Genomic DNA, 26,755 nt, shown 5'->3' with positions numbered 1-26,755 from the left:
CATGGCCTCCCGACGACGGCTTAGTCCTGCCCGCAACAAAAATCAGCTCCTGACCTGGATCACCATGTCCGTCATTCATACTATAGGCCGATCCAGAGGCCGCCTTCCCGGACGGCCTCTGTTGCCGGCTGCTTACAAACTACTGCCCCAACGTCATCCTCGGCCTTGTGCCGAGGATCTGCGCCCGTCTCAATTAATCATCAGAAAACAAACATTTTCCTGCCAAGCAATTGCAGTGCTCAGATGCTCGGCACAAGGCGAGCATGACGGAGGAGACTTTATCAACAAACTGAGGCGAGGCCGTCTTTCTAGGCGGCTTCGCCTTTCGGGACTTCTTGGCCTATCGTTGGCTGAGGCTGTCAGCCAGCCTGACGAGACCGAGGAAATCCGATCTGTAGCCGAAGGGATCCGTCCCCCGCGATGCCGCAGCGAGGTCGGCAATCGCCTGGTAGGAATAGGCATCGACGGCGGCGATGCGGCTCAGTTTTTGGCCGAAGGCGGCGACGGCCACCGAGAAGCGGACGTCCTGCGGCGCGGCGTCGATGGTGGCGACCGCGTTGCCGTCACCGACCGGCGTGGTGATCAGGGCGCTCTTGTCTTCGCCCGGCCACTTGTAGCGCATCTTGACGAAGGCGAGCTCGCCCTGATGCGCGCTGCCCGATGTCTCGGCCGATGCCTTATCGGCGGCGCCATAACGCAGGTCGTCGTTCATCACCGCGGGGCTTCCCTGGGGCGTGATCTCGTAGATCGCGGTGACGCTGTGGCCGGAGCCGATATCGCCGGCATCGACGCGGTCATTGTTGAAGTCCTCGCGTTTGAGGGCGCGCGTCTCATAACCGATCAGCCGGTATTCGGCGATCCGTTCCGGGTTGAACTCGACCTGGAACTTGACGTCCTTGGCAATCGGAAACAGCGTCGATCCGGCTTCTTCGACCAAGGTCTTCTGCGCCTCCGCCAGGGTGTCGATATAGGCGGCGCTGCCATTGCCGTTCTGGGCGAGCGTCTGCATCAGGGAATCGTTGAGATTACCGCGTCCGAAGCCGAGAACGGTGAGGAATATGCCGTCCTTGCGCTTCTCCTCGATGATTCGCTTCAGATCCTCGTCACTCGACGGGCCGACATTGAAGTCGCCGTCCGTCGCCAGCATCACCCGGTTGACGCCGTCCTTGACGAAGGCCTTTTTGGCAAGATCGTAGGCCGCCTCGATACCCTCGGCGCCGCCGGTCGAGCCTCCGGCCTCCAGCCTGTCGATCGCCGAGAGGATCTTCGATTTCTCCGCCACCCGCGTCGGCTCTAGTACAGTGCCGGCATTGCCGGCATAGGTGACGATCGACACGGTGTCGTCCGCCTTCAGCTTGTTGACCAGCAGCCGGAAGGCGCTCTTCAGCAGCGGCAGCTTGTCCGGTTCGTCCATCGAGCCCGACACGTCGATCAGAAAGACGAGATTGGCGTGCGGCGCGGTCGCCGGCGCGATGTCATAACCCTTGATCGCCACGTGCATCAGTTCCGTGTCGTGGTTCCACGGGGTCGGCATCACCGTCACGGTCGCCTTGAAAGGCTGATCGGCCTTCTCGGGACCCGGCCAGTCATAGGGGAAATAATTGATCATCTCTTCGACGCGAACCGATTGCGGATCCGGCATCGCCCCGTCGGTGAGCGACCGGCGGACAAAGGAATAGGAAGCGCTGTCGACATCGGCGGAGAAGGTGGAAACCGGATCCGTCGCGACACTCTTGATCGGATTAGCCGCGGCATTGGCAAAGCGTTCGCGGCTGGGATCGAGCTGAATCTGCATACGCCCATCTGCTGGCGGAACAGGCGAGGGGGCAACGGCCATCGGTTCAGCCAACCGCTGACCCTGAGCAACCACACCAGGAGCGGCCGGCGCAGCACGTTTGGCCATGCCAAGAGCCGCCGCGGAATCCTCCGACTTGCTCTTGAGAGCGGCGATTTCGCCTGCATCGAATTCAGCGCGCAACTCCGCGGCGGACTTTGCCGCCTGAGGCTCCTTGTCCTGCAAGATTTGAGCGCTATCAGCCGCAGACGATTGAGCCGGCCGATTCTCTTCGGCCGCTTCGGAAAGCCGAGGTTCGGCCGGTTTCGCCACCCCATTTTTCGAAACAGTGCCGGCGATCTTCTCCTGGTCGATAATCGGCGGATTGCGGGTCAGCTCGAGGGTGAGATAACCGGCGGCGGGAATGACGAGCAGCGTCGCAAGGGCTGAACCGGCGAGGAATTTCTTATTCACAGCAGGGCTCCATATCCAGTTGATGATGGAGCTTGGACGCCAGCCTTGGGCATTTCCTTGGGCTGCCGCTGCATTATTTTCTGCGCTGTCGAAGGCCTGCATCGCCGCCGCAAGGGCGCGCGTCCGCGCCTGCGGATCGATGGCGGGCGGGGTGAGGCGGGAGAGTTTTTCGAGTTCCTTGTCCATCATACCTCTTCCTTGCCGAACATGGCCTTCAGCCGCTTGCGCGCCTCGTGGACCTGCCAAGAGACGGTCGCCTCCGAGCAGCCCATGACATCGGCGGCGGCCGAATGGCTGAGGCCTTCGCCATAGACGAGCAGCACGGCGTCGCATTGCCGTTCCGGCAAAGCGCGCACGGCCGCCCATAATGCGCTCGATATCTCGTTGTCGTCTCCGCCCGGCGCATCCGCCTGCGGTTCGGCCGCATAGGCGCGGAACGTCTGCTGCTCTCGTGCGCGTTTGCGTCTGTGATCGCGAGCGGCGTTCAGCGTCAGCGTATAAAGCCATGTCCGGAAGCGGCTGGCGCCGCGAAAGTCGCGGATGGCGGCGCCGATTTTGACGCAGACCTCCTGGGCGATATCGTCCGCATCGGTGGAATTGCCCGACCATCGCCACGCCGTCGCGCGGACGAAATCATAATGGCGCGAGACCAGTTGCCCGAAGGCCTCCCGGTCGCCGCTCTGTGCTCGTTCTATGAGCTCCGCATCCAATGCGCACCTACCCCCAAGCTATCAAGCAAGATGCTATTTCAGGATTGAGACGTTTCTCCGAGGGCTTTCCTTGGGTCGTCGCCGAAATTTTATCGGATCTTTTTGGAAAAAGCGGCAAAGCCCTGGAAATGCGAGATCAAAATAAGAAAGCATCGCGACATCCATGGGTCGCGGCCAGACAGATTGCCTCCGCCGCAAAGAGGCATGATGGATGCAGAGTCGGCCAAGGGCATGATCCGCATGTCCAAAATCGAAAGGACCCTCAATGTCCGCTCCGTCGCCTGTCCCCACCGAAAAGGGCATTCTGCAGTTTCTCCAGATTTGCGATAGCTTCTATCCCGCAGACGCCGTCGAAGCGCCGGTCGAGCAGCAGCGGCATTGGTACGATGCTCTTTGTGCGCGCTTCGACCGCCCGCTGCCCCCGGATATGATCTTTGCGGACGGCATGGTTCAGCGCATACCGATCCGGCGCTACCGTCCGCGGAAAATCATCACCCGGACTATTCTGCTTTATATCCATGGCGGCGGCTTCGTTGTCGGTTCGCTTGAGAGCCATCACGCCATCTGCGCCGAGATCGCTGATTTTGCCGGCGCCGAACTCGTTTCCGTCGATTACCGGCTGGCCCCTGAATATCGCTGGCCGGCGCAGACGGATGACGGCTTCGCCGTGCTCAAACATCTGCTTGCCGCCAGCAACAAAGTCGTGCTGATCGGCGACAGCGCCGGCGGCAATCTTGCGGCAGGCCTTGCCTTGCGGGCGCGCAATGAGGAGCTATCGGGCGTTGTCGGCCAGGTGCTGATCTACCCCAGCCTCGGCGGCGACCTCGACGCGGGATCCTATATAGATATGGCCGCCGCACCCAGCCTGACGACGGCCGATGTCGCCTATTATCGCGAGATCCTGCGGGCACCTGAAGGAAATGAAATCGCCGAGCCGCTGCAGGCAGCTTCGCTCGTCGGACTGCCGCCGGCCTTCATCACCGTCGCGCATTTCGATCCGCTTCGCGATGACGGCCGGCACTATGCCGCCCGGCTGACCGCGAACGGCATCGAAGTCTGGTTCCGGGAGGAGCCGCAGATGGTGCATGCCTGGCTGCGCGCCCGCCATATGAGCGATGGCGCGCGCGATGGCTTCCGAGCTGTCTGCGAGGCTGTCAAGCATTTCGCGATGCTTTGACGATCACATCAGATCGCGCGCAACCTTCTTTTCCGCGAAGATCTTTTCGAAGATCTGCACGTCGTCCTCGAACGCCGTGACGACGGCGCTGATGATCCAATCGGATGCAGTACAGGCAATCCGCGCCGTTGCCACGGTCCGCACGAACCAGCCGGGACGGTGCATGTCGCAGGTCCAGGTCGACACACCGGTCATCGACAGCGGTTCATCCGGCGAAATCGACCAGACTTCCTCGCGCAAATGCCGGGTCGACAGGCCCGTGTTGGGATGTTCGTAAAGCCCGGTCTCCTCGTGGATGCGATAGTCCGTCCGATTGGCCGAGAGATCCCGGACGATCTGCCGTTTCGTCGCGGCAGCCGCATGCTCGATATATTTCGGCAGGGGATCGGGGTTGGCCGGTTCGGCGATTTCAATCCTGCGATAATCGCCGAGTATCGGCAGCCCCAGACCGAGCGAGGCGATATCGATGTCGATCCCTTCGTTCTCAGGCGGCGGCAGGATCATCGGCCAATAGGCGGTGGACAGCGAAAGGCGGATGCGATGCCCCTTGCGGAAACGATAGCCGCAGGCATCGAGCACCAATCGGATCGACACCGTCTCGCCCGGGATCAGCGGCTTCGGATCGGCATTGCCGTCGCGATGGGTGAGATTGACGACGCCGAAGGCGACCCGCGTCGCCGTGCCATCAGGATGAACATCGACGAGCCGGGCGCAGAGGTTCGCATGCGCCGCCCGGGGCCGCAGCCGCAGTGTCAGCACCGGCCGACCGAGATAGTCGCAATCATCGGCAAGCGGCATGGTATCGAAGACCAGCGAACCGGCATCGTCCAAGCGTTGATCGATCGCCATTTCCGCGTCGGGCTTCAGCGTGAAATATTCACCCGATGCCGTGCCGGTATCGAGAGGAGACCTGACATAGACGGGATGCTCGGGAGCATGCGGGATCGGCATGCCTTCGGTCAGCCTGCCGAATTGCTCGACGTAGAAACATTGCATGTGCGGCGGCGTCCAGACATCCCGCGCGATCCAGAATCCGGGATCGCTGTCGCGCCGCGGCGCCGGGCGGACGGCATCGAGAATATAGGCGCGGGCCTGCGGCAGTCTGTCGATGCCATTGTCCTCGCCACGCAGCCATTTGTTCCACCAGGCGATCGCTTCGCCATGGAAATCGGCGCGCGGTTTCGGCCAGGCAAAGTGCGGATATTTGTGCACCCAGGGACCGATCAGTGCCTTCGCCTTCTCGCCCAGACCCTCGACCGCCATCAACGGCGTATTGCGGTAGCCATCCGCCCAACCGGCAATCACGAGCGTCGGGATCTCGACGCTCGAAAAGTCCTCCGAGATCGAGCCGTGACGCCAGAAATCATCGCGCCGCTGATGGGTCAGCCACTCCTCCATGAAAAAGGGTTCGCCTGCCAGGCGCTCCAGCCACATCTCCTTCCAGCGCTCGCCGACAAGTGCCGGATCGGGCGGGCGTGACTGGTAGCCAAGCATCGTCGCCGCCCATGAGAGCTGGGCGGAAAGATGGCAGCCGTTCTTATAGTGGATATCGTCATTATAGCGGTCGACGGTCGAGGCGATCGAGATGACGGCTTTGAGCGCCGGCGGCCGCAATGCGGCGACCTGCAGGCTGTTGAAGCCGCCCCAGGAGATGCCCATCATGCCGACCGAGCCGTTCGACCATGGCTGCGCTGCGATCCAGGCGATCAGCTCGCAGGCATCGGCAAGCTCCCGCTCGGTATATTCGCCGTCGATGACGCCGTCGGATTCGCCCGATCCGCGGATATCGACGCGCACGCCGGCAATGCCGGCGGCGGCGAACACCGGATAGGTCGACTCGTCCCTGAGGCTGGTCCCGTCGCGCTTGCGATAGGGCAGGAACTCGAAGACCGACGGCACGGGATCCTTCTCCGCGCCGTCGGGCATCCAGATGCGTGCCGCCAGCCGCGTCCGATCCTTCAAGGTGATCCACTGATTTTCGATGGTTGTGAAGCTGCGGTCTGACATTGTCATATATCCAGAAGAGCTTTAGGCATTAAGCCACACGCGGCTGCCGATGTAGCCGTTGGACATATCGTTGCCGATATCGTCGACATATCCCTTCAGCATTTTCGAAGAGGCCATGATGTAGTCGTTGAAGACGGGCAGGATCAGACCGCCATCGTCTCGTACCATCAGGGCCAATTGCCGATAAAGCACCTTGCGCTTGGCCTCATCGAGTTCTGACCTTGCTTGCAGAACCAATTTGTCGAAGTCAGGGCGCTTGAAACGCGTGTCGTTCCATTCTGCGGTCGACAGGTAAGAGGTGGAATAGCGCGAATCCTGGGTCGGACGACCGCCCCAGAACGAGGCGCAGAAGGGCTGCTTGTTCCAGACATTGGTCCAGTAGCCGTCTTCCGGTTCGCGCTTGACGTCGATCGTGATGCCGGCCTTGCGCGCGCTTTGCTGGAACAGGATCGCCGCATCCACAGCGCCCGGAAGGGCTGCGTCTGACGTGAGCAGCTGAATGGAGCGGTCGAGACCCGCTTTCTTGAAGTGGAAGGCGGCCTTGTCTGGATCATAAGGGCGCTGCTCGATATCGGTCGGGGCGAGAGCGTAGTTAGAATTGACCGGATAGTCGTTGCCGATGACTCCGTAGCCGCCCAGAACCTTGTCGAGGATCGCCTGACGATCGATGGCATATTTCAGCGCAAGCCGAAGATCGGTGTTGTCGAAGGGAGCCGTGTCGCAATGCATCAGGAAACAATAGAAGCCCTTGCCTGCATTCCGGAGGATTTCGACGGTCGGTGCTCGCTGCAGCATCGGGACTGTCTTTGGGTCGACATTGTTGACGAAATGGACTTGGCCGGAGGCAAGTGCGGCAACGCGGGCGGTGTTGTCGTTGATGACGAGGATCTCGACACTGTCGACAAAGCCGCGGTCGGAGCGCCAATCCTTCGGGTTTTTCTCGAAGGTTGCGTGAACGCCCGGTTCGAAGCTTTTCAGAATGTAAGGACCTGTACCGATGGCCGCCGCAGGCTTGTCGAGGCCGCCCTTCGGTTGGATGATCAGGTGATAGTCGGTCAACAGCAAAGGCAGGTCCGCATTGCCTTCCGAAAGTGTGAGGACAAGGTCGCCCGCTTTTTCGTCGATGCCGGTGATCGAGGCCATGAGCCCCAGAGCGCCCGACTGCGAATTCTTGTCCGCGTGTCGCTTCAGTGTCGCGACGATGTCCGCGACGGTCATCTTGCTGCCGTCGTGAAACTGCACGTCGTTCCTGATTTTGAAAGTCCAGACGGATGCGTCCGCCGATGGCGTCCAGGAAGTCGCCAGCGACGGCAAGGGCGTACCGGTCTTAGGGTCGGATTCGACAAGTGTGTCGCCCCAGAGACGGCCAATCACGAACAACACGGAGGCGCTATAGGTCGCGGGGTCGAGCGCATCACTGGTGGCGCCGCCCTTGAGACCGAGTTTCAGATGACCACCGCGCTTCGCTTCCTGCGCGCGGGCATCGCGCGGCATCAGGAGGCCGGAGGTGAGGACTGGCAAAGCTCCCAGCGCGACGGCACCGCCAACGAAGTGACGGCGGCCGATACTCAGAGGCGAAGATTGATTCTTTTCACGTGTCATTTCAGTTCCCTTTTTCAACGTTATTAGAAGGGAACGTAGAGATCAGGCTGCTTCACGCAATTTCGCGACTTGACGCATCTTTGAGCGAGTTTACGCTGCTATCATTCAGACGGAACCGCCGATGCCTCACCTAGTCGACAACCTCAAGATCGCCTGTGCCACGCAGCGTTCCATTTCGCATCTTTGCCGCGCGATCGATATCAACCGGCAGCAATTCAATCGATATATCAACGGCCAGACGAGGCCGTCTGCCCATAATCTTGCGCGCATAGCCAAGTATTTCGATCTCGACGCAGCCGACTTTGGTCTCGCTCCCAGGCTCTTTCGCGAGCGGCTTCGCAAACCGACTCTAGATCTCAATCAAAGTTCGGAACTATTAAAGGCGTTCCCGGGCGATCTGGCCGCGCTCCGGCGCCATATCGGCTATTTCCAGACCTATCATCGCTCCCCGTCCTGGCCGGGAATGGTTGTCTGTTCGTGCAGCCGCTTTGTGGAGAAGGGTGGGCTTGTGCATGTCAAATCAATGGAGCGTCTGCGGGACGCTGGAAACGGCATCCAGCAATTTTCGAAATATGTCGGCCTTGCGGCCTTCTATCGAAACCGGATCTTCATTACGGAGCGAGTCGTCGGCCCGAATCCGGTACTTTCACAGACGATCCTCCTGCCGTTCGATGAGTACCAGCGCGTCTATCTGCGCGGGACGACAATGGGAGTTTCGTGGCGACGGGAAAATCTCCCGTATGCGTCGCGGATGATCTGGCGGCATGTCGGCGCCGAGCCCAACCTGCGCGAGCTTCTGTCGCGTTGCGGACCACTGCCGCTGTCTTCACGCCAGCTGCCACCGACGGTGCGCTCGTTCCTCGCAGATCCATCGGCGGAAGTGTATGCGGTGCCGGCAGAGTATTGAAGACACCGATTTTCCAACGAAGCCGTCATATCCGGATGAGTGCCGGAAGATTTCGAGCCTTCAATTCCCGGCGCTTGCCATCTTCCGCGTCGTCAGCACCCGCTCCAGCCAGCCGATCTCCATCTCGGGTACGGATTTCAGCAACAGGTCGGTGTAGTCGTCGAAGGGCGGCGACAGCGCCGTCGATTTCGGGCCGAAGCGCACCAGCTTGCCGCGATGCATCACCGCCACGCTGTCGGCAATCGCCCGGACGATCGCGATGTCATGGGTGATGAAGATGTAGGACAGCTGTTCCTCCTGTTGTAGTCGCAGCAGCAGCTTGAGGATACCCTCGGCCACCAGCGGGTCGAGCGCCGAGGTCGGCTCGTCGCAAAGAATGAGCTCGGGCTTGGCGGCAAGGGCTCTTGCGATCGCCACCCGCTGCTTCTGGCCGCCGGAGAGTTCGGCCGGGTAGCGGTCGATGAAGCCGTTGCCCATCTCGATCTGATCGAGCAGTTCCTTCACTCTGGCCGTCTTCTCCGCACCTCTGAGACCATAATAGAAGGTCAACGGACGGCCGATGATGTCGCGGACCGTCTGCCTCGGGTTCATCGCCGTGTCGGCCATCTGATAGATCAGCTGGATACGCCTGAGGTCGTCGTTTTGCCGGTTCTTCAGATCGGGCACCAGTGGCTTGCCGCCGAAGACGATGCGTCCGCTCTTCGGCGGCAAGAGGCCGGTAATGGCGCGTGCCAGGCTTGATTTTCCGGAGCCGGATTCGCCGACGACGGCAAGCGTCTGCCCCTTTGGCACATGCAGCGAGACATCGTGCAGTACCTTGAAGCCGTTGGAATATTCGGCGCTGACATTCTCCACTTTGAGAAGGGCTGTGGACTGATCGGCGGCTTCCTCGCGATAGGCCTGCCTGACATTGACGAGGGCGCGGGTATAGTCCTCGCGCGGCGCCTCGATGATCTGCTGAACACTGCCATATTCCACCTGCTTGCCATGGCGCAGGACCATGATGTCGTCGGAAATCTGCGCGACGACGGCAAGATCGTGGGTGATGTAGAGGGCGGCCGTATGGGTCTCCTCGATCGCATGCTTGATCGCCGCCAGCACGTCGATCTGCGTGGTGACGTCGAGTGCCGTGGTCGGCTCGTCGAAGACGATGAGCTCGGGGTTGGAGCAGAGCGCCATCGCCGTCATCGCGCGCTGCAGCTGGCCACCGGAGACCTGATGGGCAAAGCGCTCGCCGAAGGTTTCGGGATTGGGCAGGCCGAGGACCCGGAACAGATAAAGCGCCCGTTTGCGCGCCTCCTCCCTCGTCATCAGCCCATGTTTGACCGAGGCTTCGATCACCTGATCGCCGAGCCTGTGCGCCGGATTGAAGGCGGCCGCCGCCGATTGCGCGACATAGCAGACGCGGGCGCCGCGGATTTTGCGGATGCCGTTCTTGCCCAGCGCCAGAATATCGGTGCCGTCGAGCCGCACCTCGCCGCCGGTGATTTCGGCCCCGCCGCGGCCATAGGCAAGCGCCGAGAGCCCGATCGTCGACTTGCCGGCGCCCGATTCTCCGATCAGGCCGAGAACCTTGCCCTTCTTGAGGTCGAAGGACACGCCGTCGACGATCGTTACCCGCTTGGGCGGTTCGCCCGGCGGATAGCTGGTCGCTTCGATCTTGAGATTGCGAACGGAAAGAAGCTCAGGCATCGCCACGCCCTCCCTTGAGGCTGGATGTGCGTTTCAGCAGCCAGTCGACGACGAGGTTGACGCAGATGGCGAGCACGGCAATCGCCGTGCCCGGCACCAGTGCTGCCGAGATGCCGAAGATGATGCCGTCCTTGTTGTCCTTGACCATGCCGCCCCAATCGGCCGCCGGCGGTTGAATGCCGAGGCCGAGGAAGGACAGCGTCGAGAGGAAGAGGATCGAGAAGGCGAAGCGCAGTCCGAACTCGGCCAGCAGCGGCGACAGCGTGTTCGGCAGGATCTCGCGGAAGATGATCCAGAGCTTGCCTTCGCCGCGCAGCTTGGCCGCCTCGACGAATTCCATCACCGCGACATCGAGCGCCACGGCACGGCCGAGACGGTAGACGCGGGTGGAATCGAGGATCGCCATGACCAGGATCAGGACGACCAGGTTTTGCGGCAGCACCGCCAGCACGACCAGCGCGAAGATCAGCGTCGGGATCGACATCATCAGATCGTTGAAGCGCGAAAAGACCGTGTCGATGAGGCCACGTGAGACGGCGGCGGTGAAGCTCAGGATCACGCCGAGCGAGAAGGAGATGATGGTGGCGGCGGAGGCGACCAAGAGCGTCGTGCGCGCGCCATAGATCAGCCGCGAGAGGATGTCGCGGCCGAGATTATCGAGCCCGAAGATATATTTGTCGTCCGGCAGCTGCCAGACGTCGCCGACGACCTGGGTCTCCCCGTAGGGCGCGATCCAGGGCGCGAAGAGCGCGAAGATGAAGGCGATGGCGATGCCCGCCATGCCGATCCAGGCGGTGATGGGAATGTCTCTTGCTCTCATCGCGGATGCCTCAGCCTTGGATTGGCGACAATCGCCAGGATATCGGCAATCATGTTGAGGAAGATATAGACGGCCGCGAAGATCAGGCCGCAGGCCTGCACGACCGGCATATCGCGCACGGTGACCGCGTCGACCATATATTGCCCCATGCCGGGATACACGAAGACCACCTCCACGACGACGACGCCGACCACGAGATAAGCGAGGTTCAATGCGACGACATTGATGATCGGCGCCAACGCATTGGGGGCGGCGTGCTTGACGATCGCGCGGAAGGCGCTGAGACCTTTAAGCTCCGCGGTCTCCATATAGGCTGACGACATGACGGAGAGAATGGCAGCCCGGGTCATGCGCATCATATGCGCCAGCACGACAAGCACCAAGGTCGCCGTCGGCAGGGCGATCGCCTTCAGGCGTTCGAGGAAGCCCATGCTGTCATAGACGGTCGCCGGAAAGGTGGCCATGCCCAACTTCACGGCGAAGAAGAGGATCAGCAGGTAGCCGATGAAGAATTCCGGCAGGGAGATCGCCGCAAGCGAGATCACGTTGATGATCTTATCCGGCATGCGGTTGCGGAAATGCACCGAGAACATGCCGAGGCCGACAGCGAGCGGCACCGAAATCACCGCCGCGAAACCTGCCAGAAAGAGCGAATTGCCGAGGCGCTTGCCGATCTGTTCGCTCACCGAATTCTTGCTGGCCCAGGAAGTGCCGAAGTCACCCCGGACGGCATTGCCGAGCCACTCGACGTAACGTGTCGTCACCGGCCGGTCCAGTCCGAGATCCTGGCGGATATTGGCAACAGCCTGCGGCGTTGCCGACTGGCCGAGATAGGTGGTGGCAAAATCGCCAGGCAGGGCTTCGAGCCCACCGAAGATCAGGATGGAAACCGCAAAAAGCAGGACGATGCTGAGCACGAAGCGCTCGAGGATGAGGGTAAGCAACGGAAAACGCTGCCGGAGCCTCAGGCCGGGCAAGATATTGCTTGGGGCAGGGTTGGTCATGGCAAATGCCTTTGGCTAAAACGTCGGGAGGACCGCGGGTTTTCTTCCCACGGTCCCAGCTTCGTCGGAGATCGGAGGGGCGATGCGCCCCTTGCCATCAGGCGTCCAGCCAGACGCGGGTTGCGACGTAACCGTTCGACATGTCGTTGCCGATATCGTGGACATAGCCCTTCACCTGCTTGGTGGAGGCATTCACGAAGTCGTTGAACATCGGCAGGATCACGCCGCCTTCGTCGCGCACCATCATCGCCATGGTGCGGTACATGTCCTTGCGCTTGGCTTCATCAAGCTCGGAGCGGGCCTGCAGCAGCAGCTTGTCGAAGTCAGGACGCTTGAACTTGGTGTCGTTCCAGTCCGCCGTCGAGAGATAGGCGGTGGAATACATCTGATCCTGCGTCGGACGGCCGCCCCAATAGGAAGTCGAGAAGGGCTGGACGTTCCAGACATTGGTCCAGTAGCCGTCGCCGGGCTCGCGCTTAACCTCGATCTCGATCCCGGCCTTTTTGCAGCTTTCCTGGTAGAGCACGGCCGCATCGACAGCGCCGGGGAAGGCGACTTCGGAGGTGCGCAAGAGGACCGAGCCGCTATGGCCCGACTTTTTGTAGTGGAAGGCAGCCTTGTCGGGGTCGTAAGTGCGCTGTTCGATGCCCTCTGGAAACAGCGCATAGGTGGCGTTGATCGGGAAGTCGTTGCCGACCTTTCCGTAACCGCCGAGGATCTTCTGCACCATGGTTTCGCGGTCCATGGCGTATTTGAGCGCGAGCCGCAGGTCGTTGTTGTCGAACGGCGCCTTGTCGCAATGCATGATGAACACGTAATGGCCGCGGCCGGCAGTCGAGAGGATCTCGACATTGGGGGCGCGTTTCAACAGGTTGACGGTCTTCGGATCGACGCGGTTGATGTAATGCACCTGGCCGGACGAGAGTGCGGCGATGCGGGCGGTTGCGTCGTTCATGCCGATGATTTCGATCGAGTCGACATAACCCCGGTCGCTGCGCCAGTCGTCCTTGTTCTTCTCGAAGGTGGCGCGCACGCCAGGCTCGAAGCTCGTCAGCTTGTACGGGCCGGTGCCGATCGAGGCCAGCGGATCGTCGACGCCGCCGTTGGGCTGGATGACCAGATGGTAGTCGGACAGCAGCAGCGGCATGTCGGCATTGCCTTCGCTGAGCGTCAGCACGAGGTTGCCGCCGTCGGCCTTGATCTCCTTGATCGAACCGAGGACACCGAGCGCGCCTGATTCCGACTTTTTGTCGGTATGACGCTTCAGCGTCGCGACGACGTCGTCAATCGTCAGTTCCTTGCCATCGTGGAACTTGACTCCCTTGCGGATCTTGAAGGTCCAGGTCACGGCATCCTTCGAGGGTTCCCAGGATTCAGCGAGCGCCGGCACGGCGGCACCCGTCAGTGGATCGGATTCGACCAGCATGTCGCCCCAGCAGCGGCCGACGCAGAACATGAACTGTGACAGGAATTTTGCCGGGTCCTTGGAATCGGTGGCGGCACCGCCTTCGAGACCGAGCTTCAGATGGCCGCCGCGCTTTGGTTCGGCGGCTTCGGCGCTTTCGGTGAAAAGCTTGTCGGCGACGGCAAGCGTGATGCCGGCCGCCATGGCGCGTCCCATGAATTCGCGGCGGCTCAATCCGCCTGCAGTGACGCGACTTGTGAGATATTTCGTATAGTCGTTCATTCCCCAGTTCCTTCTTTGTGTGCGTTGACAGAACTTCCGGGCAGGATCGCAGGTGGTTTCCTCTCCACCTCCGGTGCCCGCATCATGCGGGAAACATAGCGGTTGCTGCCGCCTGACTATTCTCCTTTCCAAATGGGGGTGCGCTTCTCGGCGAAGGCGCGGGCGCCTTCCAATTGGTCTTCGCTCGAATAGAGGCGGTCGACGGTTGCAAATTGCCGTTTGGTGATCTTGTTCATGGCAGTCTGGAACGTCGAACCCTCCGCTTCTCGCACGATTTCCTTGATGGCCGCATAGACAAGCGGCGGCCCGCTTGCGAGCAGGCGGGCGAGCTCCCAGGCTCTCTCCATCAGCCGGTCGGCCGGCAGAACCTCGTTGACGAAGCCCCAGCGATGCGCCTCGTGCACGTCGAGCCAGCGCCCTGTTAAAAGCATGTCCATGGCGATGTGATAGGGAATACGCTTCGGCAGCTTGATCGACGCCGCATCGGCAACCGTGCCCGAGCAGATTTCCGGCAGGGCGAACGTCGCATGCTCGGCGGCGAGGATCAGATCGGCCGAAAGCGCGATCTCCAATCCGCCGCCACAACAGATGCCATTGACCGCACAAATGACTGGCTTGTTCAGGTCGCGCAGTTCCTGCAGTCCGCCAAAGCCGCCGACACCGTAATCGCCGTCGACCGCATCGCCTGATGCGGCCGCCTTCAGGTCCCATCCGGCGCAGAAGAACTTTTCGCCCCCACCCGTCACGATGGCGACGCGCAATTCCGGATCGTCGCGGAAATCCCGGAAGAGCAGTCCCATGGTACGGCTGGTCGCAAGGTCGATGGCGTTCGCCTTCGGCCGGTCGATGACGACTTCCAATACGCCGCCGTCACGTCGTGTGCGAATAGGATCGCTCAAACCTGCGTTACCTCCTTCGCCGTATGAGAGCATCAACTGCGGCCACACCGCGCCCTTCGGGAAGAACCATCAACGGATTAAGGTCCAGTTCCTCCAGTCGCACCGCATTCGTTACGACATATTCTGCCGTAGCTGCGACAGCGTCGACGGCGGCTTCAAGATCGCCTCTTGGCCGGCCGCGATAGCCATGAATCAATTTCGCAATCTTGAGACGCGAAATCGCTGCGTGGATCTCGGCTTTCGTCGCCGGAAGCGGCAGGATGACCGAATCCTCGAGCAATTCCACGAAAATTCCGCCAGCTCCCAATGTCAGCGACAATCCGAAGACGGGATCGCGGGTGGCGCCGACGATGAGCTCCGCGACCGGAGGATCGATCATCTTCTCGACGAGATAACCGGCATCGCAGGCCATGGCCGCTGCCGCATCCGATACGGCCTGCGCATTCCTAAGATTGAGCACGACAGCTCCTGCCTCTGTCTTGTGCGCTATGCCGAGGCCCTTCAGAACGACGGGGAAGCCGAGCCGTTCGGCCTGCTCTGCGGCTTCGCGAGAAGAAAAGGCCTGCAGCCCTCGGGGAACGGGAAGGCCGCAGGCAGAAAGTTCGATCTTTGCATCCGCTTCGGTCAGCGTTTCGATCTCGCCATCCATCTGCCGCACATCAAGCAGCGGCGCGGGCGGCGGGCGATCCCAGGCCCGGCCGATGGCGGCGGCGACTTCTGCGGCGGTGATGGCTTCATCGATGCCGGAGAAAGCGACGATACCGTTTGCCATCAGACGATCGGCGACTGGCTCCGGCATGTTCTCGGGAAGGGTTGCGAGAAGACCGGCGAGCGCACCGGTCGCAGAGGCGGCAGCGATGACGGCGTCTGCCGTCGTCATCCATTCGGCTGCATCGCAGCGGTCGCCGCGCGGAAAATCGAGGACGACAAGGTTGAGGGCAAAGCCACCCGCGAACATGGCGGTAAAGGCTTCCGTCTGGCGCGCCGCATCGCCCCAAACGAAGGTGTGGTAGTCGAGCGGGTTGGAAAGCGCCACCATCTCGCCCAGCACCTGCCGCAGACGCGGCAATTGCTGCGGCTGCAGGGCCGGGAATTCCACCTTGCGGCCGACGGCGGCATCCGCCATCAGCGAAGCCTCGCCGCCCGAACAGCTCATGGATGAAATCGATCGGTTCGGGAGAGGCCCGGCGATATGCAGAAGCTTCAGGGTTTCGAGCAGCGCCGGCAGGCTTTGGACACGGCCGATGCCCAGGCGGGCGAGCACGGCATCCGCTACCGCATTACTGCCGGCAAGCGAGGCGGTATGCGACACCGCCGCGTGTCTTGCCTGCTCGGACCTGCCCACCTTCAGCACAACGACCGGCTTCTTCGACCGGCGGGCAATGGCGGCAAGACGTTCAAGGGCGGAGAGATCGCCGAACCCTTCGACGTGCAGGCCGACTGCCGTGATGCGCGGATCTTCGATGAGCGCGCAGGCGACATCGGCAAGTGATGTCTGCGCCTGGTTGCCTGCGGTGACCACATAGGCGATCGGCAGCCCACGGGTCTGCATGGTCAGGTTGATGGCGATATTGGACGACTGCGTGAGGATGGCGACGCCGTGTTCGACGCGCTCCATGCCGTGCTGGTCGGGCCAAAGAAGCGCGCCATCGAGGCCGTTGATGAGCCCGTAGCAGTTCGGCCCGAGGATCGGCATGTCGCCGGCCGCCTCGACAAGAGCCCGCTGCAGCTCCGCGCCATCGGCGAGTTCCGCCGTCGCCTCGCTGAAGCCCGATGCATAACAGACCGCCCCGCCGGCGCCGGCGCGCGAAAGGCCGCGCACGATGTCGACGGTAAGCGCTCTATTGACGCCGACAAAGGCGGCGTCCGGTGCGGCAGGCAGATCGGAAAGGGCGCGGTAGCAGGACCGCCCGAGCACCTCGTCCAATTTGGGATGAACGGGCCAGATTTCGCCGGCAAAACCCATTCGGTCGCACTGCTCGATCACCCGGCGCGCTTCGCGGCCGCCGAAGACGGCGATCGTTTGCGGTCTGAGCAGGCGGTCGAGTGGGTTGGATGTCATCGGCTCATGCTCCCAGCGGCCGGAGCAGGTCGCGGCTGATGATATGCCGCTGGATTTCCGAGGTGCCATCCCAGATGCGCTCGACGCGCGCATCGCGCCAGAAGCGGGCAAGCGGCAGGTCATCCATCAGACCCATGCCGCCGAAGATCTGGATCGCTTCATCCGTCACGCGGGCCAGCATTTCGGAGGCATAGAGCTTGGCCGAAGCGATCTGCCGGTCGGCGGCAAGGCCAGCGTCGAGCCGCCAGGCGGCTGCAAGCGTCAGCCAGTCGGCCGCGTCGATCTCGGTGATCATATCGGCGAGCTTGAACGACACGCCCTGATTGGCGCCGATCGGCTTGCCGAACTGCCTGCGCTCGGCGGCATAGGGCAGCGCCATCTCGAAGACGCGCCGCGCCCGGCCGACGCAGGTGGCAGCAACGGTCAGCCGCGTGCCGTAGAGCCATTGATTGGCGATATCGAAGCCGCGATGCACCTCGCCCAACACCTGGGCTTCGGGGATCCGGCAGTCGGTAAAGGTGAGGGTGCAGTTGTGGTAGCCCCTATGTGAAACGGAATCATAGCCCTTCAAGATCTCGAATCCCGGCGTGCCGCGATCGACGAGAAAGGCGGTGATCTTCTTCTTGACGCCTTTCGGCGTTTCCTCCTCGCCGGTGGCGGCAAAGACGATCACGAAATCGGCGACATCGGCGTGCGAGATGAAATGTTTCGTGCCGTTGAGGACGAAATCGGCGCCGTCGCGGCGGGCGGCGCATTTCATGCCGCGCATATCGGAACCGGCATCCGGCTCGGTAATGGCAAGCGCATCGATCTTCTCGCCGCGCACCGCCGGCAGGAGATAGCGTTCGCGCTGCTCGCCCTCGCAGGCCATCAGGATGCCGGAAGGCCGGCCGAAGAAAACCGTCAGCCCCAGCGAGCCGCGCCCGAGCTCGCGCTCGACCAGCGTGAAGGTGACATGGTCGAGACCGGCACCGCCGACCTCTTCCGGGAAATTGCAGGCGTAGAAGCCGAGATCGATGCATTTGCGCTGGATCTCGCGGCCGAGGTCCGGCGGGACGATGCCGGTCCGCTCGACCTCGTTCTCATGCGGATAGATCTCGGTCTCGACGAAAGCGCGGACCGTCTCGACGATCATTTCCTGTTCTTCGCTTAGACCGAAATCCATGCCCATCCTCCTACCGCCTCTGGCCGACATGACGGCCGGCGCCCTCCGGCAGCGCCAGTTCCGCATGGGCCGCAGCAATTGCCTTCACCCTGCCCAGTACCGCTGCCGGCGCCGGGACCGCCTTGCCCGCCTTGCTGTCGACATGCAGCAGCATGTGCTCGGCGGTTGCGATGACCTCGGCCGTCGCCGTGTCGTGCAGGGTGTGGAAGACATGCAGCCGCTTCTCGTCGGCGCTCAGGATCTGGCAGGCCGAATGGATCGCCTGCCCGAGCTTCGCCTCGCCGAGATGGCGGATATGGCTTTCCACCGTGTAATAGCTGTGCCCCGCCTCGACATAGGCAAGGTCGACGCCGACGAGGCGCAGCAGCGCATCGGACGTATCGCCGAAGACCTGCAGATAGCGGTGTTCGGTCATGTGGCCGTTATAGTCGACCCAGGCCGGGCTCACTTTGGTTTCGACAAGCCGCAGCGGCTTCGAAGGATCGGCGGGCATGGTCTCGCCGCCGCCGTTCGCCCAGAGCGATTGCTCGAACTCCTTGAGCAGCTTGCCGGCGCCCCAGCCTTTGCCGCCGTCGCCGCCCTTCAGCGCCTGGAGGATACCGACGAGATTCTCGTCGCGGATACGCTCGAGTTCGCGGATCGAAAGACCGCCGGCCTGCTCGTCGGACTGCCCGCCGATCTTTTCGATCAGCGCATCGTCGAGATCGACGACATCGGTAAGCTTGGTCCAGGGCCAGGCAAGGCAGGGGCCGAACTGGGCGAGGAAATGGCGCATCCCGGACTCGCCGCCGGCGATACGGTAGGTCTGGAACAGGCCCATCTGCGCCCAGCGCAAGCCGAAGGAATAGCGGATAACATCGTCGAGGGTCTCGACAGTACAGATGTCGTCGTGGATGAGCCACAGCGCCTCGCGCCAGAGCGCTTCGAGCAGCCGGTCGCCGACGAAGGCCTCGATCTCCTTGGCGATGTGGACGCCCTTCATGCCGATCGGCGCCAGTCTTGCGATCGCCGCCTGGATGGTCGCCGCCGAGGTCTTCTCACCACCGACGAGTTCGACGAGCGGCAGCAGATAGACGGGATTATAGGGATGGGAGACGAAGAAGCGTTCGGGATGTCTCATGTCGCGCTGCAGATCGGTGGGCAGCAGGCCCGAGGTGGAAGAGCCGATCAGCGCGTCCGGGCGCGCGGCGGCATCGATCTCGGCCAGGACGCCGCGCTTGAGACCGAGCCTTTCCGGCACGCTCTCCTGAATCCAGTCGGCATCGGCAACGGCTTCCACCAGCGTCTCGCAGAAGGTCAGCCTGCCGCGCGGCGGCAAGGGCGCGCCGGTCAGCATCGCATAGGCCTTTTCGGCATTGGCGATAACCTCGCCGACGATGCGGCTTGCCTCCGGATGCGGGTCGAAGACATCGACGTTGATGCCAGCCAGCAGGAAACGGGCGATCCATCCGCCGCCGATGACACCGCCGCCAATACAGGCCGCCTTGCTGATCTTGGTCATGATATCCTCAGCGCTTCGTCAGCTTCAGCTTGTTGCGCACATCTTCCGGTCCGATGATCCGCGCGCCCATGCCCTCGACCACCTGCACGGCCTTTTCGACGAGCTGCGCATTGGTGGCGAGCTGGCCCTTGCCGACGAAGAGGTTGTCTTCCAGGCCGACTCGCACATTGCCGCCGGCCAGAACCGCCGCTGCCGGATAGGCCATCGCGTTGCGGCCGATCGAAAAGGCCGAGAAGGTCCAACTCTGAGGCACGTTGTTGACCATCGCCATGAAGGTGTTGAGATCGTCGGGTGCGCCCCAGGGAATGCCCATGCAGAGCTGGATCAGCACCGGGTCCTCGATCAGGCCTTCCTCAGCGAGCTGCTTGGCAAACCAGAGATGGCCGGTATCGAAAGCCTCGATCTCAGGGCGTACGCCGAGATCCGTCATCTTCTTGGCCATGGCCCGCAGCATGGCCGGCGTATTGGTCATGACATAGTCGCCGAGATTGAAGTTCATCGTGCCGCAGTCGAGCGTGCAGATCTCCGGAAGGCATTCGGCGACATGGCTGACGCGCTCGCTGGCGCCCGCCATATCAGTGCCGTTCTGATTGAGGGGCAGGGGGCTTTCGACATCGCCGAAGATCAGATCCCCGCCCATGCCGGCCGTGAGATTGAGGACGACGTCGACTTCCGCCGAGCGGATGCGCTCTGTGACCTCCCTGTAGAGATCGTTGCGGCGGCTTGCGGCCCCCGTTTCCGGATCGCGGACATGGCAGTGAACAACGGCCGCCCCAGCCTTGGCGGCGTCGATCGCGGAATCCGCGATCTGCTTGGGAGTGATGGGAACGTAGCTGGATTTGGAGACCGTATCGCCGGCACCGGTGACGGCACAGGTGATGAAGACATCGCGGTTCATCGCTAGAGGCATGTTTTAAGTTCTCCCGTCTTGTCAGGCATTACGCGACAGGATCGGCAGCAATGCTTTGCATTTTCGGAAGCTATCGATACATTATCGGAAACCTGGGGAGGCGGTCATGCTGCAGCGATCGACGGAACGGCTCGATATCGACCTTCTCGTCCTGCCGGATACGAACCTGATCCTGATCGCGTCGGTCATCGAGCCGCTGCGCGGCGCCAACCGCATCGCCGGCAGCGAGCTCTATCGCTGGCGGCTGCTGACGCCGGACGGCGCGCCGGTGCCGACCACCAGCCATATCGCCGTCCCGGCCGAAGGCACCTTCCAGGCGACGGCCGAGGACAGGCCGCTCTTCGTGCTGGCGAGTTATAACTGGCATCGCAGCGCAACGCCGGCATTGAAGATGCAGCTTTCCCAGGCCGCCCGCTACCGTAGGATCATTGCCGGCATCGAGTCCGGCACGTGGCTGCTCGCCGAAGCAAGCCTGCTCGATGGGCTGCGGGCGACGGTCCATTGGGAGGATTACGAGGACTTTGCACTCGCCTATCCCGAGGTCGGGGCCGTCAAGGATCGCTTCGTCATCGACGGCAAACGGCTGACGACATCGGGTTCGCTTCCGACCGTTGACCTGATGCTGGAAGTGATCCGGCAACGGCAGGGTTATTCGCTGGCGCTCGAAGTCAGCCGGCTGTTCCGCTATGAGCAGCCTTCCTTCCATGCCGACGAAACGCTTTCCGCCGCTTCGGCGGGGCTGCGCGCGCACGATCCCCGCGTGACGCAGGCGGTGCATCTGATGGAGGAGCATATCGAGCAGCCTCTGGTGTTGGCCCGGCTCGCCCGCAGGGTCGGTGTCAGCGCCCGGCATCTGCAGGATCTCTTCCAGCAGAGCATCGGCGCGCCGCCGCACGTGCATTATCTCGCGCTGCGCCTGAACACGGCGCGCCGCAAGGTCATCGAAACGACGGCCTCCTTCGCCGACATCGCGGCGGCGACCGGCTTCAATTCGGCCTCGGCCTTCGCCAGAAGCTACCGGGCGAGTTTTTTCGAGAGCCCGTCGGAGACGCGCCGCCGCTTGCGCCGCCGCATCATATCATCGGCGCCGACATAGGCTGGAATGCGTCCCGCAACATTTCGGCCAATTCCCGCACCGCCTCGCTGGAGCGGAAACTATTGCGGCGCAATACGACCTTGGAGGAATCGACCGGCGGAAAACCGTCCTCGGCGGTCAGTTCCCGGCATCCGGGCGGAATGCTGCTGCGGGAAAGCGTCGTAATGGCAAGGCCCGCTGTCACGGCATTCTTCAGCCCCGAACCGGTATCGGCGATGAAGGCGATCCGGTAGCTGCGGCCGATCTGCTCCAGCGAACGGAGCGCAAAATCGCGTGACCAGGTGGAGTTGCGATAGGTCGCAACCGGCAGGGGATCGATGTCGTGCAGCCGATGCACCATGGACGTAACCCAGACGGTCGGATCGACGCAGAGGACCTCGCCCTTGTTCTGATCGCTCCAGTCGAAAACGACGGCGAGATCGAGTTCGTCCCGTTCCAGGGCGGCGAGGTTGCGGACCGTGTAGTCGCAGGAGACGGTCACTTCGACCGCCGGATGGCGAACCGCGAAAGCCGCAAGGGCTGCCGGCAGTACCGTCTGGCTGTATTCCTCGGGAATTCCGATGCGCACCGGGCCGTCAAGAGGCTTGCTGCGGATTGTCGCGGCCGCCTCGTTCAGAAGATCGATGACCCTGCGGGCATAGGGCACCAGCTGAATGCCTTGGCGCGTCAGCAGCACACCGCGGGCGCCGCGCTCGAAAAGGTTTTCGCCGATTGCCGCCTCAAGCCGCTTGATCTGGGTGCTGACGGCAGATTGCGTCCGCCCGATGCGCTGGGCGGCCGCCGAAAAGTTCGACGTCTCGGCGACAACAAGGAAGGTTCTGAGAAGATCGCTTTCGATCGGTTCTTGCATGGCAGCCATAGAAAAAATCGATGATAGCTATCACTACTATTCGTTTGTCTAATGTCAATTCGTGGCGCAGAAATGAGCGGCGTTCGACTTCCTTCTTTGAGAATCTCTGCGTGACCATTGAAAATCCGGCTAGACAACTCGCAGGCAGCGAGCATGAGAAGGGTGTGCTTCTCATCGTTGCCGCGACACTTGCCTGGAGTGCGAGCGGCGTTTACTCGCGACTCCTCACCACCGACGTATGGACGGCAATCGCCTGGCGGTCGCTGTTCGGAGGCCTGTTCCTGCTGATCCCCTGCCTTTTCCTCGAAGGGGGCATCTCGCGGCGGCAATGGCGTTCCGTCCTCCATCCGTCGGGTCTGGCGATGATCGCATGCCAGACCTTCAGTCAGGGATGCTTCATCGGGGCGCTCTACATGACCACCGTCGCCAATGTGACGATGATCTATGCGACCACGCCCTTCATCGCGGCGCTGTTCGGCTGGCTCATCCTCAAGGAGAGAGTGGCCAGGCGAACGATGATTGCCGGCGCCGTCTCCCTCTTCGGCGTCGGCATCATCGTCGCGTCGTCGATCGGCGGCGGCACCGGCTGGGGCGATCTTCTGGCGCTCGGCATGACCGCCTCCTTCGCGCTCGTCATCATCATTCCGCGCATCGACCCCGGCGTGCCGAGCCTGCCGCCGACCGTGGTCAGCGCCTTCCTCACTCTCGTCATCTTCGCGCCTTTCGGCTCGGTCGGCTCTCTCGACCTGCACAACTGGATCGTCCTTGCCGCCTTCGGCGCCACCAATTTTTCTCTCGCGCTGGTGCTCTTCCTTGCCGGGGCAAAGCGGATGCCGCCGGCCGAGGCGGCGCTGATCGGCACAATGGAAATCGTGCTGACGCCCTTCTGGGTTTGGCTGTTGTTTTCCGAGCAGCCGCCGATCGCCACCTATTTCGGCGGCGCGATCATCATCGGCGCCGTGTTCTGGCACACGGCGGTCGATTTCAACCGGAACCGCCGGCCGTAGGCGGCTAGCTGCCGCCTATCCTCCGGTCCACTGACGCGACGGGTTTGGCCGTGTTCGCTCATGCGCCGATGAGCGACCAAGCGATTGCCGTGGCGACCGCTCCAGCCGGCAGGGGCCAGCCCTTTGTAGCTCCAGGTGGCCTCAGCCTCGATCAGCCAAAGAACGCACGAAGCTGAGCGAAAAACCCGCCTGGTTTGTGAGCCGCCATCTTTCGTACGCGGCGAGCTAGTGTTGCAGCGCTGACGCGTTCTCCGAAATGACAAAAGCAGACCAGGTCGTGCAACTGCTCATCGCTGAGTTCGAAGAACCGCCTGGCTTCTCCATAGCTGTCGTTTTCCATTCCTGCCGCCCGCAGAATGGGATCAGCGAACGCAACAGAGATCGGAGTGTCGTCGTCCCGCAAGGCAAGCCGATCGGCAATCGGCTGATATTCGGTTTCGTGAAGCGTCTTGAGAAACGGCCTGGGACTGTGTTCCAGACTGTCGGCCCACCGTTCAAGCCGTTCGCGCCTCGTCATTTCAAGGCGATTATAGGTCGTGCTGACCTTCGCGATCGTTTTCAACTGCTCAAGTGCATGCTGTTCCATTTCGGCCTCCTATCCCCGGAAAAATAGATGGTCCGCTCCCAAGAACAGCCTCGCTCAGGTCACAGCCGAAGTCCAATCACGATTGAAAACGACATCTGCCGCTGGCCAATAGATGTGATCGCAAGTGCCACGAGTTTAACGGGGGAAAGCCCGACAGCTGCGATAACATCATCCGGAGCGATCCGGAAAACTGCCGCATTCGCGAGATCAATCTGTCGTCCCCTACCGAAAGTGATGACAGCTTTGCCGCCCTGTCGCCTGGAGGTGCACCTATGTCGTTTTTTCGGGCGCCGTTTTCGGCCAGGCATGGTTTTCTGGTCATGTTCACGGCGCTGCCTCGCAAGCTGGCGACATGAACATGCGAGTCTGGCCAGCCGCCGGCGCGCTGCCCCGTAGCGGTAGAAGAACTGAAGTCCTGAAAGCGGTCTTCGGATTGACATCCGGAGATCTCGAGATGGATCGAAAGGAGGTTCTGGAGCCCGAAACCAGCTCTGTGCGCAGCAGATCTCCGGATTGCGGCGGGCGATGACGAGCGGAACGACAGGCCAGACCTTTCGTGTTCACTCTCTCCTCGATTCAGCTGCCCCCGCCTATCTGCGAAATTTCGAAATATCGCCCCGTGCGGCGATCTGAATGCCGGACTGCAGAGGAGGCAGGCCGGAGGAATAGTTGTCGTCGACTGCATCGGTTGCAGCTCGAGGCATTCAACACATGGGAGGAATCCATGAGCAAGAATAGAGGCGTCGTTTATTTGAGGCCGGGCAAGGTCGAAGTTCGCGACATCGACGACCCGAAGCTGGAAGCGCCCGATGGCCGCCGCATCGAGCACGGCGTGATCCTGAAGGTTATCTCCACCAACATCTGCGGCTCCGACCAGCACATGGTCCGCGGCCGCACGACGGCAATGCCGGGCCTGATCCTCGGCCATGAAATCACCGGCGAAATCATCGAGAAAGGCGTCGACGTCGAGATGCTCGACATCGGCGATATCGTCTCGGTGCCGTTCAACGTTGCCTGCGGCCGCTGCCGCTGCTGCAAATCTCAGGATACGGGCGTCTGCCTGACGGTAAACCCGGCCCGCGCCGGCGGCGCTTACGGTTATGTCGACATGGGCGGCTGGATCGGCGGGCAGGCACGCTACGTCACTATTCCCTATGCCGATTTCAACCTGCTAAAAATCCCGGATCGCGACAAGGCAATGGCGAAGATCCGCGATCTCACCATGCTTTCCGACATTCTGCCCACCGGCTTTCACGGTGCAGTGCGCGCAGGCGTCGGGGTCGGATCGACCGTCTACGTCGCCGGCGCCGGCCCGGTCGGGCTTGCGGCTGCGGCTTCGGCTCGCATCCTCGGCGCCGCCGTCGTCATGATCGGTGACTTCAACAAGGATCGCCTGGCGCATGCGGCGAAAGTCGGCTTCGAGCCGATCGATCTCTCGAAGAGCGACCGTCTCGGCGACATGATCGCCGAGGTGGTCGGCACGAATGAGGTGGACAGCGCCATCGATGCGGTCGGCTTCGAGGCGCGTGGCCATTCCGGCGGAGAACAGCCGGCGATCGTGCTCAATCAGATGATGGAGATCACCCGCGCCGCAGGTTCGATTGGTATTCCCGGCCTCTATGTGACCGAGGATCCGGGCGCCGTCGACAATGCCGCCAAGCACGGCAATCTGTCACTCCGCTTCGGTCTCGGCTGGGCAAAAGCACAATCCTTCCACACCGGCCAGACGCCGGTGCTGAAATATAATCGCCAGCTCATGCAGGCGATCCTTCACGACCGGTTGCCGATCGCCGATATCGTCAACGCGAAGGTCATCCCGCTCGACGATGCCGCCGCTGGATATGAAAGTTTCGACCATGGCGCGGCAACGAAGTATGTCCTCGATCCGCACGGAGAGGTGGCGAAAGCCGCCTGACGCCAGGGACTGACGACAAGATTTACGCCGCCGCGCCTGTTTTCGCAGGCGCGGCGGCGTAACAGTCTGAATCGATCGATCACCAGTGCTTTACGGCAAAACTACTGGATGCTGAACGGGAAATACTTGGCGTTGATCATGTCGTAGGTCCCGTCGGCCTTGATGGCCTTCAAGGCCTCGTTCAGGCGCGCAAGACGCTCCTTGTCGTCCAGGCGCAAGGCGATCCCGGCACCTTCGCCGAAATAGGTGACGTCGACCAGATCCGGTCCCTTGAACTCGCAGCAGGTTCCCGCCTTCGTGTTGGCGATCCAGTCATAAATGGCAAGCTTATCCTCGAGGATAATGTCGACGCGCCCGTCCGATAGACCCTTGTATAATTCCGGTGAAGATCGGAAAACCGTCTTCTTCATCTCCGGATAGAAGTGGTTGGCATAGGATTCCTGCGCCGTGGACGATGTCACCCCGAGCTTTTTGCCACTGAGGGCGGCAGGGCTGACGTCGTTGATCGGCGAGTCCTTGCGGGCGATGAACACCGACGGGCTGGTGTAATATTGCTCGGTAAAAGCGACTTTCTGGCGGCGTTCCAGGCTCATCGACATGGACGAGATGATCGCGTCGTATTTGCCGGCGACGAGATCGGGGATCATGTCGTCCCACTTTTCGATGATGAACTGGCATTCGAATTTGCCGGCTTCGCAAAGGGCATTGGCGATATCGATGTCAAAGCCTTGCAGCTGGTTATTTGCATCAAGGTAATTGAAGGGCGGAAATGCACCTTCGACGGCAACTCTCAGAGGCGTGCGATCTTGCGCAGCCAGCTGCAGCGGCGAGGCGGCGGCGAGAAGGAGGCCCAATCCGCCCGCCATCAGCGCTCCGCGCAGTATAGTCTGAATGGATAGGCGCAACATCG

At 61.9% G+C, this 26,755-nt stretch carries 21 protein-coding genes; 5 read left to right on the top strand and 16 right to left on the bottom strand.

All coding sequences use genetic code 11. The features are described 5' to 3' along the window. Nucleotides 1-340 precede the first annotated feature (340 nt). Both AMK02_RS22735 and AMK02_RS22730 read right to left on the bottom strand, forming a co-directional pair. Nucleotides 341-2,437 carry a vWA domain-containing protein gene (locus AMK02_RS22735; RefSeq protein ID WP_064807000.1) on the bottom strand — a complete coding sequence of 699 codons (2,097 nt, stop codon included), beginning with the start codon at nt 2,435-2,437 and terminating at the stop codon, nt 341-343. Continuing rightward, entirely contained in the window at nt 2,434-2,958 is a 525-nt protein-coding gene (locus AMK02_RS22730; protein ID WP_064806999.1) for an RNA polymerase sigma factor, read from the bottom strand. Before AMK02_RS22730 ends, AMK02_RS22735 begins: the two co-directional genes overlap by 4 nt. A 265-nt stretch (nt 2,959-3,223) precedes the next feature. On the opposite strand from AMK02_RS22730, the gene AMK02_RS22725 reads away from it, so the two are divergent. Next, on the top strand, nt 3,224-4,135 hold the full coding sequence (locus AMK02_RS22725) for an alpha/beta hydrolase (protein WP_064806997.1): 912 nt from the start codon (nt 3,224-3,226) through the stop codon (nt 4,133-4,135). A gap of 3 nt (nt 4,136-4,138) precedes the next feature. Here the strand turns inward: AMK02_RS22725 and AMK02_RS22720 are convergent, their stop codons facing one another. Both AMK02_RS22720 and AMK02_RS22715 read right to left on the bottom strand, forming a co-directional pair. After that, nucleotides 4,139-6,142, bottom strand: coding sequence for a CocE/NonD family hydrolase (locus AMK02_RS22720; protein WP_064806996.1), 2,004 nt, complete (start codon nt 6,140-6,142; stop codon nt 4,139-4,141). A 21-nt stretch (nt 6,143-6,163) separates the two neighbouring features. Continuing rightward, entirely contained in the window at nt 6,164-7,744 is a 1,581-nt protein-coding gene (locus AMK02_RS22715) for an ABC transporter substrate-binding protein (RefSeq protein WP_064806994.1), read from the bottom strand. A 121-nt stretch (nt 7,745-7,865) separates the two neighbouring features. Here AMK02_RS22715 and AMK02_RS22710 point away from each other — a divergent pair, with 121 nt between their 5' ends. Next, nucleotides 7,866-8,651 (top strand): helix-turn-helix domain-containing protein, encoded by a 786-nt coding sequence (locus AMK02_RS22710; RefSeq protein ID WP_064806992.1) that lies wholly within the window; start codon nt 7,866-7,868, stop codon nt 8,649-8,651. 60 nt (nt 8,652-8,711) lie between these two features. On the opposite strand, the gene AMK02_RS22705 is transcribed toward AMK02_RS22710, so the two are convergent. The 9 genes from AMK02_RS22705 to AMK02_RS22665 form a co-directional block, all read right to left on the bottom strand. Beyond that, nucleotides 8,712-10,343: an ABC transporter ATP-binding protein gene (locus AMK02_RS22705; RefSeq protein WP_064806990.1), complete on the bottom strand. Its 1,632-nt coding sequence runs from the start codon at nt 10,341-10,343 to the stop codon at nt 8,712-8,714. Continuing rightward, nucleotides 10,336-11,163, bottom strand: a complete 828-nt coding sequence (locus AMK02_RS22700; RefSeq protein ID WP_064806988.1) for an ABC transporter permease — start codon at nt 11,161-11,163, stop codon at nt 10,336-10,338. Before AMK02_RS22700 ends, AMK02_RS22705 begins: the two co-directional genes overlap by 8 nt. Beyond that, entirely contained in the window at nt 11,160-12,167 is a 1,008-nt protein-coding gene (locus AMK02_RS22695; protein WP_064806986.1) for an ABC transporter permease, read from the bottom strand. The genes AMK02_RS22700 and AMK02_RS22695 overlap by 4 nt, the downstream gene beginning before the upstream one ends. 97 nt (nt 12,168-12,264) lie before the next feature. Further along, the gene (locus AMK02_RS22690) at nt 12,265-13,854 is read right to left on the bottom strand and encodes an ABC transporter substrate-binding protein (RefSeq protein ID WP_064806979.1); all 1,590 of its coding nucleotides are present in this window, start codon (nt 13,852-13,854) and stop codon (nt 12,265-12,267) included. 116 nt (nt 13,855-13,970) lie between these two features. Then, the gene (locus tag AMK02_RS22685; protein WP_064806978.1) at nt 13,971-14,753 is read right to left on the bottom strand and encodes a carnitinyl-CoA dehydratase; all 783 of its coding nucleotides are present in this window, start codon (nt 14,751-14,753) and stop codon (nt 13,971-13,973) included. Between the two features lie 7 nt (nt 14,754-14,760). Further along, nucleotides 14,761-16,815, bottom strand: coding sequence for an acetate--CoA ligase family protein (locus tag AMK02_RS22680; protein WP_064806977.1), 2,055 nt, complete (start codon nt 16,813-16,815; stop codon nt 14,761-14,763). A 4-nt stretch (nt 16,816-16,819) separates the two neighbouring features. After that, nucleotides 16,820-17,980, bottom strand: a complete 1,161-nt coding sequence (locus AMK02_RS22675) for an acyl-CoA dehydrogenase family protein (RefSeq protein WP_064806975.1) — start codon at nt 17,978-17,980, stop codon at nt 16,820-16,822. Nucleotides 17,981-17,990: 10 nt separating this feature from the next. After that, nucleotides 17,991-19,481 carry a carnitine 3-dehydrogenase gene (locus AMK02_RS22670; RefSeq protein ID WP_064806973.1) on the bottom strand — a complete coding sequence of 497 codons (1,491 nt, stop codon included), beginning with the start codon at nt 19,479-19,481 and terminating at the stop codon, nt 17,991-17,993. Nucleotides 19,482-19,488: 7 nt separating this feature from the next. Beyond that, the gene (locus AMK02_RS22665) at nt 19,489-20,391 is read right to left on the bottom strand and encodes a 3-keto-5-aminohexanoate cleavage protein (RefSeq protein WP_064806972.1); all 903 of its coding nucleotides are present in this window, start codon (nt 20,389-20,391) and stop codon (nt 19,489-19,491) included. A 106-nt stretch (nt 20,392-20,497) separates the two neighbouring features. Here AMK02_RS22665 and AMK02_RS22660 point away from each other — a divergent pair, with 106 nt between their 5' ends. Further along, nucleotides 20,498-21,487, top strand: coding sequence for a GlxA family transcriptional regulator (locus AMK02_RS22660; RefSeq protein ID WP_064806970.1), 990 nt, complete (start codon nt 20,498-20,500; stop codon nt 21,485-21,487). On the opposite strand, the gene AMK02_RS22655 is transcribed toward AMK02_RS22660, so the two are convergent. Continuing rightward, nucleotides 21,465-22,337: a LysR substrate-binding domain-containing protein gene (locus AMK02_RS22655; protein WP_064807194.1), complete on the bottom strand. Its 873-nt coding sequence runs from the start codon at nt 22,335-22,337 to the stop codon at nt 21,465-21,467. The genes AMK02_RS22660 and AMK02_RS22655 overlap by 23 nt on opposite strands. A 110-nt stretch (nt 22,338-22,447) precedes the next feature. Between AMK02_RS22655 and AMK02_RS22650 the strand changes: the two genes are divergently transcribed. Further along, nucleotides 22,448-23,344 (top strand): DMT family transporter, encoded by an 897-nt coding sequence (locus AMK02_RS22650; protein ID WP_064806967.1) that lies wholly within the window; start codon nt 22,448-22,450, stop codon nt 23,342-23,344. A gap of 151 nt (nt 23,345-23,495) precedes the next feature. Here the strand turns inward: AMK02_RS22650 and AMK02_RS22645 are convergent, their stop codons facing one another. Then, nucleotides 23,496-23,930, bottom strand: coding sequence for a hypothetical protein (locus tag AMK02_RS22645; RefSeq protein ID WP_064806965.1), 435 nt, complete (start codon nt 23,928-23,930; stop codon nt 23,496-23,498). 724 nt (nt 23,931-24,654) lie between these two features. Between AMK02_RS22645 and fdhA the strand changes: the two genes are divergently transcribed. Continuing rightward, on the top strand, nt 24,655-25,845 hold the full coding sequence (fdhA, locus tag AMK02_RS22640) for a formaldehyde dehydrogenase, glutathione-independent (protein ID WP_064807192.1): 1,191 nt from the start codon (nt 24,655-24,657) through the stop codon (nt 25,843-25,845). A 101-nt stretch (nt 25,846-25,946) separates the two neighbouring features. On the opposite strand, the gene AMK02_RS22635 is transcribed toward fdhA, so the two are convergent. Then, nucleotides 25,947-26,753: a transporter substrate-binding domain-containing protein gene (locus AMK02_RS22635; RefSeq protein ID WP_064806964.1), complete on the bottom strand. Its 807-nt coding sequence runs from the start codon at nt 26,751-26,753 to the stop codon at nt 25,947-25,949. Nucleotides 26,754-26,755 lie beyond the last annotated feature (2 nt).

The organism is Rhizobium sp. N731 (assembly GCF_001664145.1).
Taxonomy (GTDB): domain Bacteria; phylum Pseudomonadota; class Alphaproteobacteria; order Rhizobiales; family Rhizobiaceae; genus Rhizobium; species Rhizobium esperanzae.
Note: the sequence above shows the minus strand (reverse complement) of the source record. Positions and strands in the feature narration are given on the sequence as shown.